At 61.1% G+C, this 13,861-nt stretch carries 14 protein-coding genes and 2 pseudogenes; 7 read left to right on the top strand and 9 right to left on the bottom strand.

Annotated elements, in window-relative coordinates; genetic code table 11:
- Window positions 1-1,164, top strand: a complete 1,164-nt coding sequence (locus P0D73_RS29560; protein WP_408182029.1) for a glycosyltransferase — start codon at window positions 1-3, stop codon at window positions 1,162-1,164.
- Window positions 1,161-2,348, top strand: coding sequence for a polysaccharide pyruvyl transferase family protein (locus tag P0D73_RS29555; protein ID WP_408182028.1), 1,188 nt, complete (start codon window positions 1,161-1,163; stop codon window positions 2,346-2,348). The genes P0D73_RS29560 and P0D73_RS29555 overlap by 4 nt, the downstream gene beginning before the upstream one ends.
- Before the next feature lie 88 nt (window positions 2,349-2,436).
- On the opposite strand, the gene galU is transcribed toward P0D73_RS29555, so the two are convergent.
- Window positions 2,437-3,318, bottom strand: coding sequence for a UTP--glucose-1-phosphate uridylyltransferase GalU (galU, locus tag P0D73_RS29550; protein ID WP_408182026.1), 882 nt, complete (start codon window positions 3,316-3,318; stop codon window positions 2,437-2,439).
- Window positions 3,319-3,751: 433 nt separating this feature from the next.
- On the opposite strand from galU, the gene P0D73_RS29545 reads away from it, so the two are divergent.
- The gene (locus P0D73_RS29545) at window positions 3,752-3,985 is read left to right on the top strand and encodes a flagellar transcriptional regulator FlhD (protein ID WP_132381526.1); all 234 of its coding nucleotides are present in this window, start codon (window positions 3,752-3,754) and stop codon (window positions 3,983-3,985) included.
- A gap of 676 nt (window positions 3,986-4,661) precedes the next feature.
- Window positions 4,662-4,955 carry a hypothetical protein gene (locus tag P0D73_RS29540; RefSeq protein ID WP_408182025.1) on the top strand — a complete coding sequence of 98 codons (294 nt, stop codon included), beginning with the start codon at window positions 4,662-4,664 and terminating at the stop codon, window positions 4,953-4,955.
- Between the two features lie 125 nt (window positions 4,956-5,080).
- Here the strand turns inward: P0D73_RS29540 and P0D73_RS29535 are convergent.
- From P0D73_RS29535 to P0D73_RS29505, 7 genes and pseudogenes are all read right to left on the bottom strand, one after another.
- Window positions 5,081-5,286, bottom strand: a pseudogene (locus P0D73_RS29535) (alpha/beta fold hydrolase); the annotation flags it as partial.
- Between the two features lie 92 nt (window positions 5,287-5,378).
- Complete coding sequence (locus tag P0D73_RS29530) at window positions 5,379-5,774, bottom strand: DUF3331 domain-containing protein (RefSeq protein ID WP_408182024.1); 396 nt, start codon at window positions 5,772-5,774, stop codon at window positions 5,379-5,381.
- A gap of 51 nt (window positions 5,775-5,825) precedes the next feature.
- Window positions 5,826-5,993, bottom strand: a complete 168-nt coding sequence (locus P0D73_RS29525) for a hypothetical protein (protein WP_408182023.1) — start codon at window positions 5,991-5,993, stop codon at window positions 5,826-5,828.
- On the bottom strand, window positions 5,980-6,939 hold the full coding sequence (locus tag P0D73_RS29520; RefSeq protein WP_408182021.1) for a helix-turn-helix domain-containing protein: 960 nt from the start codon (window positions 6,937-6,939) through the stop codon (window positions 5,980-5,982). Before P0D73_RS29520 ends, P0D73_RS29525 begins: the two co-directional genes overlap by 14 nt.
- A gap of 289 nt (window positions 6,940-7,228) precedes the next feature.
- On the bottom strand, window positions 7,229-7,903 hold the full coding sequence (locus tag P0D73_RS29515) for a response regulator transcription factor (RefSeq protein WP_408182019.1): 675 nt from the start codon (window positions 7,901-7,903) through the stop codon (window positions 7,229-7,231).
- On the bottom strand, window positions 7,893-10,094 hold the full coding sequence (locus P0D73_RS29510; protein ID WP_408182018.1) for a PAS domain-containing sensor histidine kinase: 2,202 nt from the start codon (window positions 10,092-10,094) through the stop codon (window positions 7,893-7,895). The genes P0D73_RS29515 and P0D73_RS29510 overlap by 11 nt, the downstream gene beginning before the upstream one ends.
- Before the next feature lie 221 nt (window positions 10,095-10,315).
- Entirely contained in the window at window positions 10,316-10,699 is a 384-nt protein-coding gene (locus tag P0D73_RS29505) for a response regulator transcription factor (RefSeq protein WP_408182016.1), read from the bottom strand.
- Window positions 10,700-11,027: 328 nt separating this feature from the next.
- Here P0D73_RS29505 and P0D73_RS29500 point away from each other — a divergent pair, with 328 nt between their 5' ends.
- Complete coding sequence (locus tag P0D73_RS29500) at window positions 11,028-11,282, top strand: H-NS family nucleoid-associated regulatory protein (RefSeq protein WP_408182014.1); 255 nt, start codon at window positions 11,028-11,030, stop codon at window positions 11,280-11,282.
- On the opposite strand, the gene P0D73_RS29495 is transcribed toward P0D73_RS29500, so the two are convergent.
- Window positions 11,264-11,452, bottom strand: a complete 189-nt coding sequence (locus tag P0D73_RS29495) for a hypothetical protein (RefSeq protein WP_132381510.1) — start codon at window positions 11,450-11,452, stop codon at window positions 11,264-11,266. The two genes, P0D73_RS29500 and P0D73_RS29495, sit on opposite strands and share 19 nt — an antisense overlap.
- A gap of 519 nt (window positions 11,453-11,971) precedes the next feature.
- Here P0D73_RS29495 and P0D73_RS29490 point away from each other — a divergent pair.
- Window positions 11,972-13,234, top strand: coding sequence for a threonine/serine exporter family protein (locus P0D73_RS29490; protein WP_408182012.1), 1,263 nt, complete (start codon window positions 11,972-11,974; stop codon window positions 13,232-13,234).
- A 426-nt stretch (window positions 13,235-13,660) separates the two neighbouring features.
- Window positions 13,661-13,861 (top strand): annotated as a pseudogene (locus P0D73_RS29485) (gluconate 2-dehydrogenase subunit 3 family protein); the annotation flags it as partial.

Here is a 13,861-nt window from a genome sequence, read left to right as displayed (position 1 = left end):
ATGCGACAAAAAATCGTACACGTAACGGAAGCTCTGGGCGGCGGCGTGCTGCATTGCGTTGCCCTACTGGCCAATCGTCAGGCAGCCGCAGGTGACCAGGTCGTCGTGCTGCATTCCATGCGGCAAGACACGCCGCCGACTGCGAAGCTGGATCAGTTGTTCGATCCGAGGGTGCATCGTCAGGTCGTCGACATGCACACCAGCATCGGAGCCCACGATATCGTCAGCGTGTTCCGGCTCCTCATCGCTCTGTTTCGGGAGCGGCCGGACATCGTTCATCTTCATTCGTCGAAAGCCGCGGCGTTGGGGCGGATCGCGGCACGCTTCCTCGGCATCACGGCGCATACCATTTATTCGCCGCACGGGTTCGCCTTTCTCAAGGAGGACATTTCGCCGCTCAAGGCAAAGCTGTTTTTGCTGATCGAGCGGATGCTGCATGCAACGGGTGGACACATCGTTGCCTGTTCGAAGAGCGAATTGCGTTATGCACGAATGCTGCTTTTGGGTGCGGAGCGCACAAGTCTGGTCGAGAATGCGGTGAAACTCGATGGGTTCGATCCGGGCGGCCACAGACAGGCAGGCGAAGCCGTGGTCGTATGCACGTCGGCGCGGGTCACCTATCAAAAGGCTCCATGGCGATTCACGCGTCTTGCGCAAAACATTGCGGGAACCTCGAACGCGCACTTCGTGTGGATCGGTGATGGCGAAGCCGACGCAATCGACCGTTGGATCGATCGCGACGCGATTCAGTTGACTGGCTGGATTCCCGCGGGGGACCTTCGGCGACGACTTCTGCAATCCGACATCTTCGTTCTGCCTTCGCTATGGGAAGGCATGCCGATCGCACTAATCGAAGCACAAGCCGCCGGGCTTCCGGCGGTAGCCAGCCGCATTGTCGGCAACCGCGATGTCATCGTCCACGGCGTCACGGGCTTCCTCGCGAACGATGATGAACAGTTGGAACATTACACCCGCCAGTTGATCGACGACGCTGAACTCCGTCAGCGGATGGGTGCCGCTGCGACTGCGCACGCGCGCGCCCGCTTCGGCGACACGCAGTTTTTCCGTTCTTACGTGGGAGCCTACCGGCGATTACTGACGCCGGTACCAGGCCGCCGCTTGCCGGCCGTGACGCACACACTTTCACATGAGGCCCTGAAATGAGCGCGCCCGAAACCGAAGCGCCGTCCGCAGTCGCATCAAGCCCTCGCTCCGCTCGCGAGTCGCAACACGGCGACGTCCGTCCAGCGTCTATCCGCCGCGAGACACGCATCGCTTTCTTTGGATTCTATGGGCGGCACAACTTTGGCGACGATTTGTTCGGATACTTGCTGCAATCGATATCGGTCAGAGCACCGGGGATTCGTCCGCTGATAGTAGGTGCATCGCCCGCGCAAGAATTGACGCATCGGTTCCACTTGCCGCTTGCCCGGGCATTGTGGGGGCGTCCTGGCGCAATGGGCGCGGCGGCGCGATCAGTGACCTATGTGGCTGCTGTCATGCGTGCGCGGGCAGCGATCTTCGGCGGAGGCTCGCTATTCGGCGCCCACGCATCACTACCCTTTGCAAAGCTGATCGTCAACGTGGGGCGACGGTTCAACAGGCCCGTCGCCGCGCTTGGCGTATCAGTCGGGCCATTCGCAACGGCGGAGCGGCGCCACGCGTTTGCGAGCGTTCTTAGAGCGATCCCGTGCATCGCGGTCCGCGACGAAGCGTCGGTCCGCGCGGTCGCAGACGCAACAGGATTGGCACCTGTCAATCTCAAGGACCTCGCTTTCGCGTTGCCTGCTCTCTATACGCCAAAGCGCAGGAGCGGTGATCGACGTACTCTGGTCGTGTCCATTCATCTGCGGCAATACATGGATGCCGTACTCGCCATACTCACCAAAGTCGACAGCCAACGCCTCGTCGACGAGGTGCTGTTCGTCTCGCTCGACGACGAAAGCGTCGCCGTAACAGGAGACATTGCTCGCCTGTTTTCGCCATCGAACGTTTCCGTGGGGCGCTTTCAATACGGCGATTCGATTACCGAGGTGGTTGATCTGCTTACTTCGGCAACGTGTGTCGTCACCTCGAAACTGCACGGCGCGATCGTGAGTTTTGTGTATGACGTCCCTATCATGCTGTTCTGCTATCAGCGCAAGTGCGCTGAATTTCTGCTGGACAACGCATTGCCGGGACCACAAGAACCACAGCCGCCGGACGACGTGTGCGTTAGACATGTCACTGAGCTTCTTTCACGCGGCAGCCGTGAGCAGCGGTATTCGCGCGCCGGGTGGCATCTCGACCAGTTCACGCAGTTCATCACCGCTATCGGCAACGTCCAGACACGCGCCGGCGCTGTTTGAGGCCCTGTGGGACGGTGCGACGACACTATCTGACGCCGCACCAGTTTTGTTCCTTGCGGCGAGGCGCAGCCCCGCCGCTCGGTATCGTTTATGTTTGCAGCTCCGTCATGCGGGCGGCGAGATAGTCGCTGAAGTCAGCCGACACCTCGGGATGGCGCAGCGCGAACTCCACCGTCGCCTTCAGGTAGCCAAGCTTGCTACCGCAATCGAAACGCGCGCCGTCATACCGATAGGCTAAAACCTGCTCATCGTTTAGCAACGACTGGATTGCATCCGTCAGTTGCAACTCGCCTCCGCTGCCCGGCCGCAATGCGCGCAGATGCTCAAAAATCCGTGGCTTGAGCACATAGCGACCGACCACTCCGTAGCGCGAGGGTGCGTCCGCGGGTGCCGGCTTCTCGACGATACCCGACAGCTTGAAAATATTCTCTTCCCATTGCTTACCGTCGATGACGCCATAAGACTTCGACTCGTCCTGCGCAATCTCTTCGACACCTAATACCGACGTATGATAATGGTCGAACACATCGATCATCTGCCGCAACACAGGTGGCCTGCCGTCCAGCAGATCGTCGGCCAGCACCACGGCAAACGGGCTGTCGCCAACGAGCTTTTCCGCGCATAGCACGGCATGCCCCAAACCCAGCGCTTCGGCCTGGCGAACATAGAAGCAATCGACATGACTCGGCTTGATACTGCGTACGAGCGAAAGCAACTTCTCCTTTCCACGCGCCTCGAGTTCCGCCTCGATCTCGTACGACTTGTCGAAATGGTCCTCGATAGCGCGCTTGCTGCGGCCCGTCACGAAGATCATTTCGGTGATACCTGCTGCGATGGCTTCTTCGACGGCGTATTGAATCAGCGGTTTATCGACAATGGGCAACATCTCTTTCGGGCTGGCTTTAGTTGCCGGAAGAAAGCGGGTACCTAGCCCCGCCACGGGAAAAACGGCTTTCGTTACTTTAAGCATGGGACTTGAATCTCGCGTGTGGAATGATCAGGCTTTAATCCGGAAATGTCGGTGCTCGGTCCGTAAAAAAGAACCTGCCCGCAAGAATCCAGAAGCCGGGCAGGTTTAACCGAGGCCTTTCGGGTTTGCCGAGAATGGCAACCCCGACAAGTATCGTCTTCCATTAGTCGAGTCGGGTGTGGTCTTGTCGGATCACGCTGATCAATTGACCGAACGCTACAGTAATGTCATTTACCAGCGGCGGCATTTACAGCCAAAAACGTTTTGGCTGTAAATGGACCGGTGAAACAGTCACTGTTGATATGGCGTATTGGCGGAATGAATCAAGGTTTTGTCACAAACGGGAATATCCGCGCGAGTAAGCTTTAGAAAAAGCATATCGCCGGGAAACGATCGGTGATGAAACGTCAACCTTCGCATGCAAGATAGACCATTGACCAAGAAATCAGATAGCCTGCAGGCGATCGCCGCATTTAACCAATCGTACCTCCTGCTCGCGCAGCGAATGCTCAAGGAAGACCGGGCGCAGGCAAAGCGCGCACTCGGTCTGTCCGATTCTATGGCTACACGGATCTGCTCATTGACGCAGGCCGAGATCGAAATACTCGCCGATAGCTCGGACCTGATCTGCCAATTCCGAGCGGACGCGGCGCCGGGCCGGGCGTGACACCTGCCGGCTATCCAAACGCCAATGCATCACGACACGGCCGCAGGACGCGTGCCGACGAAATCACTACCGCAACAGATTGACCTTCGCGCGGTTGGCAATCCGCTGGCCTCGCCCGTCGATTACTGCGCGCAACATGAATAGCCCGAAGCGGCAGGCCTCGTCGATAGTCGTCACAGGCGGCATCACGAGTTCTTGACATGCGCCCACGACATTGGCGAGCGCCGGCTCGGGATGCGTGAATGCGTCGAGCAGCGACTTTCAGTTCCACCCGATGCTCGACGAGCACGCCTTTGATACCCATCACATTCCCCATCGCGGCGAAGTTCGGATCCGTCAGGTCAGAGGCCGTATCGACGACCCAACCCATCATCATCTTGAAGCCGTCGTCGCCGGATATCGAAACACATGCCGGTCTCCTGAAGGCGGCTCGCCGAGCGTGCCTTTAACCGTGGCCCTATCGTAATCACACGGTCTCTATCCGCACACACGAGTGCGAACATCCCTACCAAAAGAGGTGCGCGGCTGACCGGTCGGCGCCTGCGGATGCGATTAGACAAAGCAGCGTGCAAGCGCGAAAGAAACTACCGGTCCACACGACGATACTCGATCGCATGTCCAATCCCATCCTTGCGCGCCCTGCATGTACTCCAGAGCGCACCGCGGAGAACACACGATGAACGCGATCAGATTTCGGTGGTTCCGAACCGGCTACCTCACCGCAGCCGCTTGCCTGACGATCGGCGCATCGTGCGCGCTGCAAGGACCCGGCCTGATGCGCGCGGTCATGACTGTCGGGACGGACGTGCAATTGCCGCTCGAGCGCATCGCCACCGATAACCGGGCGCACACGCAATCGCCGGTTCATTCGTGGAAGCAGAGCAGCCACCGCACGGACGCCAATACGCGCGCGCCCCGTCCTACGCCCGGCTATCTGCGGACGATCACGGATTTCAAGTACTGGACGTAATGGTGCCGCGAGTGGGCGTCGATGGGCGGATTGAGGCCCATCATCCGCCACACGGTAAGAACACAATCGCTCGATATTAAAGCTGGCGATACTCGCGCAGAGAATCGCCAGCCTTCATCTGTGCTTTACGACTGCAGGAATTCCAGCGAGTCCGCATTCACCCGATCCGCATGCGTCGTGCACATGCCGTGCGGCGCGCCAGCATAGGTTATCGGATGCAATCGTAAGCGCGCTTGATCGACACTTGCATACCGGCCAACCAGAACCAGTCGATCGTGCCTTGCGACACCTTCGCATCCGGCCGGTTGAAGCCGAAGAATGGCAGCGCCAGAGATATCGCACGCACGCGAGGTGAGCCCGGTGGCAACGCCAGCGAGCACGACGACGTCCAACCAGCGCAAGCCGCGCGAAAAAGAAGGGAGGTCAGGTTTGCGTTGCGTCGTCGAGAGCGGACGTCAGGATCATTGCGTCGGCATTGCGCGGCGCAGCCCGGCAGGGACGCGGCTTGTACACGGCGTCGCCGCGACGAATCGGGCGCCCGCTCATCGCGCAGACGCCCTCGGTGCGAGCCCGCGACGCGCACCAGACCTGGTCGCCATAGCAGCAGCACGTCGAGTCGCGCCAGGAGATCGTCGCGGTCGAAGACGTCGGCCGGTCCAGCAAGCTCACCGTGACGCAGTGAAGCGCCGTGTCGTCCACGTGACGCGCCGGGGTGCCTTCATTCAACCCACTGCCGCGGTCTTTCGACCCGCCCGCAGGCACGGACAACAGGCCAATGGTTTGCATCCACGGATCAATCAAATTTGCGTTTGCCAGCATGTCGCGACTCCGGTTGAAGAGTTAACTGGTTGAATGGCTTTGTATGGGGATCTATCGCAGCGCGTCGACGCATTCACAAAGCGCTTCACCGTGCGCGTAGACCGTCACAGGGGTGTCGTCGGCTTTAGGGCCGTCGTTGACGGACAATGAATCGCCGGTGTGCTTTAGAAACGCCTCGCTGATCCTGAGAAATGACTGAACCTGCTTATCGAGCACCATTCGCTTTCGTCCTCCAACAGCAAGGCGTCTCACCGACAAAGCGTTTGAACACAGTGGTGAAATGCGCTTGCGAGCGAAAGCCGCAGCTCAGCGCGACATCGAAGACGTTGTGCTTCGAGCTCAGCAACAGTTGTTGTGCGTGTTCGATCCGGCGACGCAGCAGGTATTCATGCGGACGCAGGCCCGTCGCGCGCCGGAATTGCGCGGCGAAATGCATGCGGGTGAGGCCGGCGCTCGCGGCGATGTCGGCGAGACCAATCGACTCGGCCAGATGCGCGTCGATGTACTCGATCACGCGGTTCATGCGCCACTGCGGCAGCGCGGCCGCCTCACGGTTCTGCGCGTTCGATGCAGTGAATTGACGCGCGACAATGCGCGACACGATGGCGAGGCTGACACTCTCCGTAAAGACCTTGCCCAACGCGGCGTCGCTGGTCTGTGAAACGACCAGCGCCTGACCAAGCCGATCGAGTGCGGCATCGCGGACCAGCTTCGGGTCGCCAAGCACGATGTCGCCCGCATGCGGCTGCTGGAACAGATCTTCGTAGCACTCGGCGAGAACTTGTTGCGACGCGAACAGATGCAGCACGTCGACGGACGACTCGAACACAGCGCTGACGGACACCGCGGGCGCCGTCACCTGAACCACACCCGCCGTCACCCGCCCTTGCATGAGCCTGCGGCCCGCGTGATTGAAGGTCAGCGACACGCATTTCAGCGCCAGGCCTATGCAGTGATCGGACCCGTTGCCGTGACTGACGACTTCGAGCGGCGTGGTGATATTGCGCGTCCAGCGCGACACCTGCACATCGCCGCGCTGCCGGTGTGGCTGCGCTTGATGCGCGCGCGGGCTGCGCCATTGGTGCTCGGCGTCGATTGAGCTGGCGATGCGTTGCGGCGCAATGTCGGCACCGGGTTCAGGATACGAGAGCAGCGAGCTGGTCATGATATGTCCGTCCGATAGAGTGATCTGCCTGCGGTCGAAACACTGGCACCGCGATGACTCAAAGTTAATCAAACGGAGCTCACGCGCCTAGCCGTACATACGGTTGCCTACGACGCCAAATGGTTGGGTCAACCTATATGAAGGTTTGATGCGGGCGGGACATGCGCAGATGAAATAGCCGCGCAACGCGTCCGTCCGCGCGCGGAGGCGTCGCATTGCAAGGGATTCGAGCGAGAAACGAACGACGATGCGATTTTCGCCGTTCGGGAGGCAAAGATGCCCGCGCGGTTCAGCCGCGCTGGATGCGCGGCGGTGTAGTGGAGCCTTGTGGCGATTTGACGCCGAGGGCTTCCGCCTTCAGCACGAAATCGGCAAGCGAGCGCGACTCCATCTTCTTCATGGCCTGACCGCGGTGAATCTTCACCGTGATTTCACTCAGCTTCATTTCAGCGGCAATCTGCTTGTTCATCAAGCCGCTCGCGACAAAAGCCATCACTTCGCGCTCGCGCGGCGTGAGCGACGCGTAGCGGCGGCGCAGATCCGCGACCGAGCGGTCCGCTTCGCGCCGTTCTTCGTCCTTGCCGAGCGCGGTCGCCACGGCGTCCAGCATGTCCTGGTCGCGAAACGGCTTCGCGAGAAAGTCCATCGCGCCGGCCTTCATCGCCTTGACCGACATGGCAATATCGCCATGCGCGGTCATGAAGATAATCGGCACACGCACTGCGCCCGCCGCAATCTGTTCCTGCACGGCGAGGCCACTCTGCCCTTTGAGCCGCACATCCAGAATCAGACAGCTCGGCACATCCGGCATCTGGAACGCAAGAAATTCATCTGCGGACGCGAACAGTTCAACCTGCAAGCCCACTGAGCGCAGCAACATACCGACCGCTTCACGCATCGAGTTATCGTCGTCGACGACATAGACAATCGAGTTAGTCGCGGTGTTGCCCGTTTCACTGCTCATGACAGGTTCCCTCATCGAGCGGCAGAATGAACTGCAGCACTGCACCCTTTCCCTCTTGCGACTCCGCCCAGATCCGGCCACCGTGCGCCTCGACAATCGAACGGCAGATCGACAATCCCATTCCCATGCCTTCCGCCTTCGTTGTAAAGAATGCGTTGAAAAGCCGCCCGGCGTTCTCTTCGCTGATACCCGTGCCGGAATCTTCTATGACCACCTGTGCGTGCCGCGCATCGAAGCGGCGCGTGCGGATGCGCAATTCCCGCGGCCGTCCCGTGATGCCCGACATTGCCTGCACACCGTTCATCACGAGGTTGATGATGACCTGCTGCAATTGCACACGGTCGGCGCACACCTGCGGCGGCGGACATGCGTAATCGGCATCCACTTCGACACGGTGCCCATCCAGTTCGCGTCGCACCAGTTCGATGGATTCTCTCACTATAGCGTTCAGATCGAGTATCGCCTGACTCGGGTCGCGCTTTTGCGCCATCGCCCGGATCTGGCGGATCACGTCGCTCGCGCGCCTGGCGTCGCGAATCATCTGGTTAATGGACTGTCCGACTTCCTTCAGATCGATCTGCGGACGATTCATCCAGCGCAGAGCGGCGTCGCCGCACGTGACGATCGCCGCGAGCGGCTGCGTGACTTCGTGCGCGATCGACGCGGCCAGTTCGCCGAGCATCGTCACGCGCGTCACGTGCGCGAGTTCGGCCGTCGAACGGTCGAGCGCTTCCTGCGCCACCCGCCCTTCCGTCACGTCCATCAGTGCGCCGACGTACTCGGGATGCGCCGACTGCGATGCTGCGAGATGCGCGACGTAGTGGACATACTTGACGCTTCCATCGGGCATCGCGAGGCGATGTTCGATGTCGACGAACGGCGCGCCCGCGAGGCTCTGCTGATAAGCTTGCCTGACGAGCGCGATGTCTTCGGGATGCGAGCGCTCGAGGATCAGCCGGAAAGTGGGCGTAACGTGCTTCGCATAGTCGAAGATCTGATACGTTTCGTCGGACCACCACATTTCGCCGTCGGGCAGTTTCGTCGCGATGCTTCCGGTGCGGCTCAGGCGCTGGGCGTCGGAGAGGAACGCTTCGCTGCGCTCGAGCGCCTGCTCTGCCTGCTTGCGTTCTTCGATATCGGTGTTCACGCCGTACCAGCGCAAGATGTTGCCGGCGTGATCGCGCAGCGGTTCCGCGCCGATATGCATCCATCGGTACACTCCATCGCTGCGCCTGATGCGCGAGACGTTTTCGAACGGCATGCCCGTGGCAATGGCCTGGTTCCAGGCGTGCTGCGCCGCGGAGTAGTCGTCGGGATGAACGATCGAGCGCCAGATATCGCCATCATTGTCGGCAAGCGTCACGCCCAGTTCGTTCCAGCGCCGGTTGATGAAACTTAGCCGCCCGTCGCTCGACGAACTCCAGACCATGCCAGGAATCGCATCGATCGTCGCGCGCAATTCGTCCTTCTGGCGCTGCAACTCGCCTTCCATCTGCTTGCGGACAGTGACGTCGTTGTTGGTGGCGAGCACGGCGCGCGGCTTGCCCTTCGCATCGCGCCACAGGGCCCAACGGCTGGAAATGATAACGGTGGTGCCGTCATTGCGCACGCGCTGCAATTCACCTTGCCAGCGGCCCGAACGCAACATCTCACTGCGAATCTCGTCGAGTGAAACTGAGGAATGGGTTTGCGTCAACTCATGAATCGGCTGGCCGATTGCCTGTTGCGCGGTCCATCCGTAGAGCGCTTCCGCGCCGTGATTCCAGAACGTGATCAGATCGTTCATGTCGTACACGACGATTGCGTCATGCGTCAGATCGAGCAACTGCAGTTGCTCTTGCAGCGTTGCGGTGTTCTTCTGATTGCGCAACGCCAGCACCGACGTCGTGGCGATGGCGAGCAGGCTGACGGCACAGCGCGCCAGCGCGCCGCCCGAGTAGTGCTCGTCATGCGACATCGCAAACGCAATCACCGTGAGCGCCGCGCAGCTCCACGCGGTGAGGATCGCCGCAGGCCGCGACCCTGTTGATGCGACGAGCAGCACCACGACCACATACAGCACGGCAATCGCGATATCGAGTGGCGTGAACGCGTCGATCAGGAAGACGACCAGCGCGATGACGGCCGCGAGAACGGACAGCACGCGCGCATCATGCCGCAGCGGTTCGCCAGCACGCGAGCGGAATATCATGACGACGATTGAACGCGCCGCGCGGGAAGGCGGGGAACGAAACGGCGCGATGTTGGCATAGGCATTCCAGGCAAACGTTCGTTGACGAGCACCGGAACCCTGTCTTGTGCCGCAAGAACGGCACATCAAAGTCAGACATGCAGGACGCCGACTCATAGTCCGATACTTATTTTATCCGAATTTTTTAAAATTCAACTATTGAGGCCCGCTGCGAGCGGGCTTCAATGAAACTCGCCGCCTTCGGCCTGGAGCGTTTCGAGGCAACGCGACACGGCAGCGCCATCGACAGGCTTGCTCAGCACGCACATCGCTCCGTCTTCCAGGGCCTGGCGGCGCACTGTTTCCGATGCGAAGGCGGAGATAAAGATAATCGGCAGCGCAATCCCGCCGTCGAGCAGACGCCGCTGCATCTCGAGCCCGGTCATGCCCGGCATCTGCACGTCGGAGATGACGCAGGCGACATCTCCGATCTGGCCGGCGGCGAGGAAATCTTCGGCCGACGCATAGAGCCGGACGTCCCAACCCAGTGAACGAACCAGGCTCGATGTGGCGATGCGGACGGATTCGTCGTCGTCGATGATGGAAACAATCCGATGGGTATGCAAGCGACTATCCTCTGCCATACATGCGGTTACGACGGCACGTTGTTGTCTTGTCCGCCGTTCAGGTGTTTCTATCTTATGGACAAAACCCCGCCGCGAAAATCATATGTGTGTATAGGGAAGGCCGGGAAAGTTGGAATCAAGGCCGCATGTCGGCGTCGCGCGGCGCATGCGTTTAGTGCCGGCCGTTACCCGTCGTGCGTATTCGAAGTCGGGCGTGCCTTCACTAAACGATGCTTGGGGCAAAGCCGCTACATTGGCGAAATCGATAATGCATTCGCGGCCCACTCTTCTCGGTCCGCACAATAGAATTCACGCCCGGGAGCGACCTATGTCGACACTCATTGAACGTCTTGAAGGAGAAGCGCGCGAGCGGCTGATCTGTTGGCTCAGGCGTCGCATGATGGAAAGCGAGATCACGATCGAAGCGCTGGAACACGCGCTCAATCGCGATGTCGAGGATGAGCGGATGATTCGCTATCGCGATGCGTACGGCAACGTGTGGACGGGTCTCGGCGAGATGCCCGAGTGGCTGCGCCGCGCAGTGGCGGCGGGCCAGAGCATCGATCACTTCCGCTGCGGCTGAGCGTCCCGCTTTGCGCAATGCGTGTGTGTCGCCATCTGCTTGCCGACTGCATCGGCGAAGCGCTCGAGCGCAGCGAGCGAGCCTTGCACGCTGCGGTATTCCGTTTTGCCGATCATGCCGTCCAGCACGACCAGCAGGCCTGAGTCTGTTGCGAGCTTGACGATGTCCATTGCAGTCTCCCGATCTTCGCTGTCCTGTTCATGACGATATCCTCGCGCCCCGGATGAATCGTTTGTCACGATTTAAAGGTACGCGCGACGCGCTTCCAAAACCATTCTACGAACGGCCATCTGGATGGTGCATTCGCATGGGTCACTCATCCATCTGTATAGGTCGATCGAAGACATGCGATGCGCAGCGCCGTCGCCCCAAGGTTCCAGCTTTATGTAATAGCCACCCCGTGTCGCGCTCACTACCATGAGTAACGCTGGTGGCGACGCCACGGTCAGAGGAGAGCGGGATGGGTTCCGGCGAGAAGTGCTTGCGAACGCCGGTCGGCAAGTGGTTCGGAGCGGGCGTCGCGCCGAGGTCGAGTCGGCCGACCGAAGAGCCGCCGGAGATGAACAAGGGCTCTGCCCGGCCTCTTCCAGAGACCAAACATGCAATACATCGTTGATCCAGGCGGCTGCACGCGCACATCCAGCGCCGTAATCCTGGGTATCCGGACCGACATCATCCTTTGAGGCGGCATGAACAAAGACGCCATCGCTCGCCGCGACCACATCGACGAAGTGGACACCGTCGCCTTGGCAGCCTCGCTCCTGTACACGCACGGACAGACCACGGAAAAGACTGTGGTCGCGGCGCAGCAACTAGGACGCACTCTCGGCGTACCGGTCAGGGTGTTGCCGCACTGGGGCGAACTCGTGGTCGAGCTTGACCACACCTCCTTCTCGGAGATTGTCCCGGCCGCGCCGCTAGGCGTAGACATGGGCAAGGTCCTGGCCGTCGAGACCATCATGCATCAAGTGTGCGACGGCGCCATGTCGACCGCAGCCGCGCGCCCGGCGCTCATAGCGGCAGAGCGCATGCCACCCATTGCGATACTTCGCCTCGCTGCCTTCGCGGCCATCGGTGCGGCGTCTCTCGGCGTGATCTACGGCGTGTACGATGTGGCGAGCCTCGCGCTGATCGCCATAAGCGCCGCCGCCGGGGCCTTTGTCCGCCGCTGGCAGGTGAAGCTCGGCGGCAATCCTTTCCTCGAACCGCTGTCCGCGGCCACGCTCGCCGGCGTGATCGGCGCCATCGCAAGTCGCCTCCACCTTTCAGACGCGCCATCGCTCGTCGCGTTCTGCCCCTGCATGGTGCTGGTTCCCGGCCCGCATATCCTCAACGGTGCGGGCGACCTTGCGCGCACACGGATCACGCTGGGCGTCGCACGCCTGACCTATGCCGCTCTGATCGTGCTGATGATCTGCACGGGCCTGCTGATCGGGACGGCCGCTGCCGGCGGCGCGCTTCAGGCCGCACCGTCCGCGGCCGCGCCCTTCGCCGCCGATGTCATCGCCGCAGGATGCGCTGTCGCGAGCTTCGGGACTTTCTTTTCAATGCCGTGGCGCCTGCTGCCGCTGCCAATCGCCGTCGGCATGCTGGCGCACGCGGCGCGCTGGGCGCTCGTCTCGATCTTGAGCGCCAACGTCGCGACAGCGGCGTTCTTCGCCTGTCTCCTGGCCGGCCTGATCGTCGCGCCGATCGTCGATCGCCTACGCCTCCCCTTCGCAGCCGTCGGCTTCTCCGCGGTCGTTTCGATGATGCCGGGCTTCTTCCTTTTCCATGCCGCGAGCACGCTGGTCGAATTGGTCGCCATCGGACCGCGCGCGTCGGCCGACCTTGTCTCGGCCTTCGTTGCGAACGGCGCCACGGCGTTCCTGATCATCCTGGCCATGACCGTTGGACTGGTCCTGCCCCGTATGCTGTTTGAGCGGTTCGCGACAGCACGCCCGGCCTCTTGACTGATCTTCAGACAGGGGTCGCCGTTCGCCTGCCACAACGCTGACCAACCGCCGCACCCCAATCCCCGAGCCGCCCTCCGGGGCTTCGACGTCATCCACGTCTTCCCGCTCGCGCGAGACGCGCGGGCCACCCGCCCCACCGGCGAACGGCGCGAACTCCAGCTTTATGTAATAGCGGTTCTTCATCCTGCTCACTATCATGAAGACAAAGTAGGGTCCCGAAGTGAACCCCAGCTCGGTGAGCGTTCAATGCTCCAGCCGGTGGTATGTCATTGCCCGGGCATTGCGTGCCTCCCCACACGGCGGGACTGATTCGTACCGCGCGCGATAGTAGGTACTTCTGGAGCCGGTGCCAACATCATTGCTAACGCAATCCAATGACTGTCCGGGAGCGCATTTGCGGCCCGACCTGCGGACTCGAACAACATGCCTCCATTTCCCCTTACGTCGCGCCGAGGTTTCTTTCGCTCGGCCGTCGCGCTGGTTCCGGCAGGAACGCTCGCCGCGTGCGATCTGAAGTCGTCCGGCACGTCCGCGCCAGATTCGAACGCGGCAGCATCCGGACCGCAAGCGTCCGGCGCGGACTACAAGTCGCATTTCTTCGACGCGAAGGAATGGGCATTCATC

This window comes from Paraburkholderia sp. RL18-101-BIB-B (assembly GCF_046026985.1).
In the GTDB taxonomy this organism is placed as follows: domain Bacteria; phylum Pseudomonadota; class Gammaproteobacteria; order Burkholderiales; family Burkholderiaceae; genus Paraburkholderia.
The sequence above is the reverse complement of the archived record's forward strand: the minus strand, read 5'-3'. Positions and strand labels throughout refer to the sequence as shown.

Bases quoted from the DNA above. Each gene is read 5' to 3' on its own strand.
- P0D73_RS29510 (WP_408182018.1), bottom strand. From the start codon at position 10,094: ATGATATTCCGCTCGCGTGCTGGCGAACCGCTGCGGCATGATGCGCGC.
- P0D73_RS29555 (WP_408182028.1), top strand. From the start codon at position 1,161: ATGAGCGCGCCCGAAACCGAAGCGCCGTCCGCAGTCGCATCAAGCCCT.
- P0D73_RS29490 (WP_408182012.1), top strand. From the start codon at position 11,972: ATGAACAAAGACGCCATCGCTCGCCGCGACCACATCGACGAAGTGGAC.
- P0D73_RS29500 (WP_408182014.1), top strand. From the start codon at position 11,028: ATGTCGACACTCATTGAACGTCTTGAAGGAGAAGCGCGCGAGCGGCTG.
- P0D73_RS29515 (WP_408182019.1), bottom strand. From the start codon at position 7,903: ATGAGCAGTGAAACGGGCAACACCGCGACTAACTCGATTGTCTATGTC.
- P0D73_RS29520 (WP_408182021.1), bottom strand. From the start codon at position 6,939: ATGACCAGCTCGCTGCTCTCGTATCCTGAACCCGGTGCCGACATTGCG.
- P0D73_RS29530 (WP_408182024.1), bottom strand. From the start codon at position 5,774: ATGCTGGCAAACGCAAATTTGATTGATCCGTGGATGCAAACCATTGGC.
- P0D73_RS29560 (WP_408182029.1), top strand. From the start codon at position 1: ATGCGACAAAAAATCGTACACGTAACGGAAGCTCTGGGCGGCGGCGTG.
- P0D73_RS29525 (WP_408182023.1), bottom strand. From the start codon at position 5,993: ATGGTGCTCGATAAGCAGGTTCAGTCATTTCTCAGGATCAGCGAGGCG.
- P0D73_RS29495 (WP_132381510.1), bottom strand. From the start codon at position 11,452: ATGGACATCGTCAAGCTCGCAACAGACTCAGGCCTGCTGGTCGTGCTG.
- P0D73_RS29540 (WP_408182025.1), top strand. From the start codon at position 4,662: ATGAACGCGATCAGATTTCGGTGGTTCCGAACCGGCTACCTCACCGCA.
- galU (WP_408182026.1), bottom strand. From the start codon at position 3,318: ATGCTTAAAGTAACGAAAGCCGTTTTTCCCGTGGCGGGGCTAGGTACC.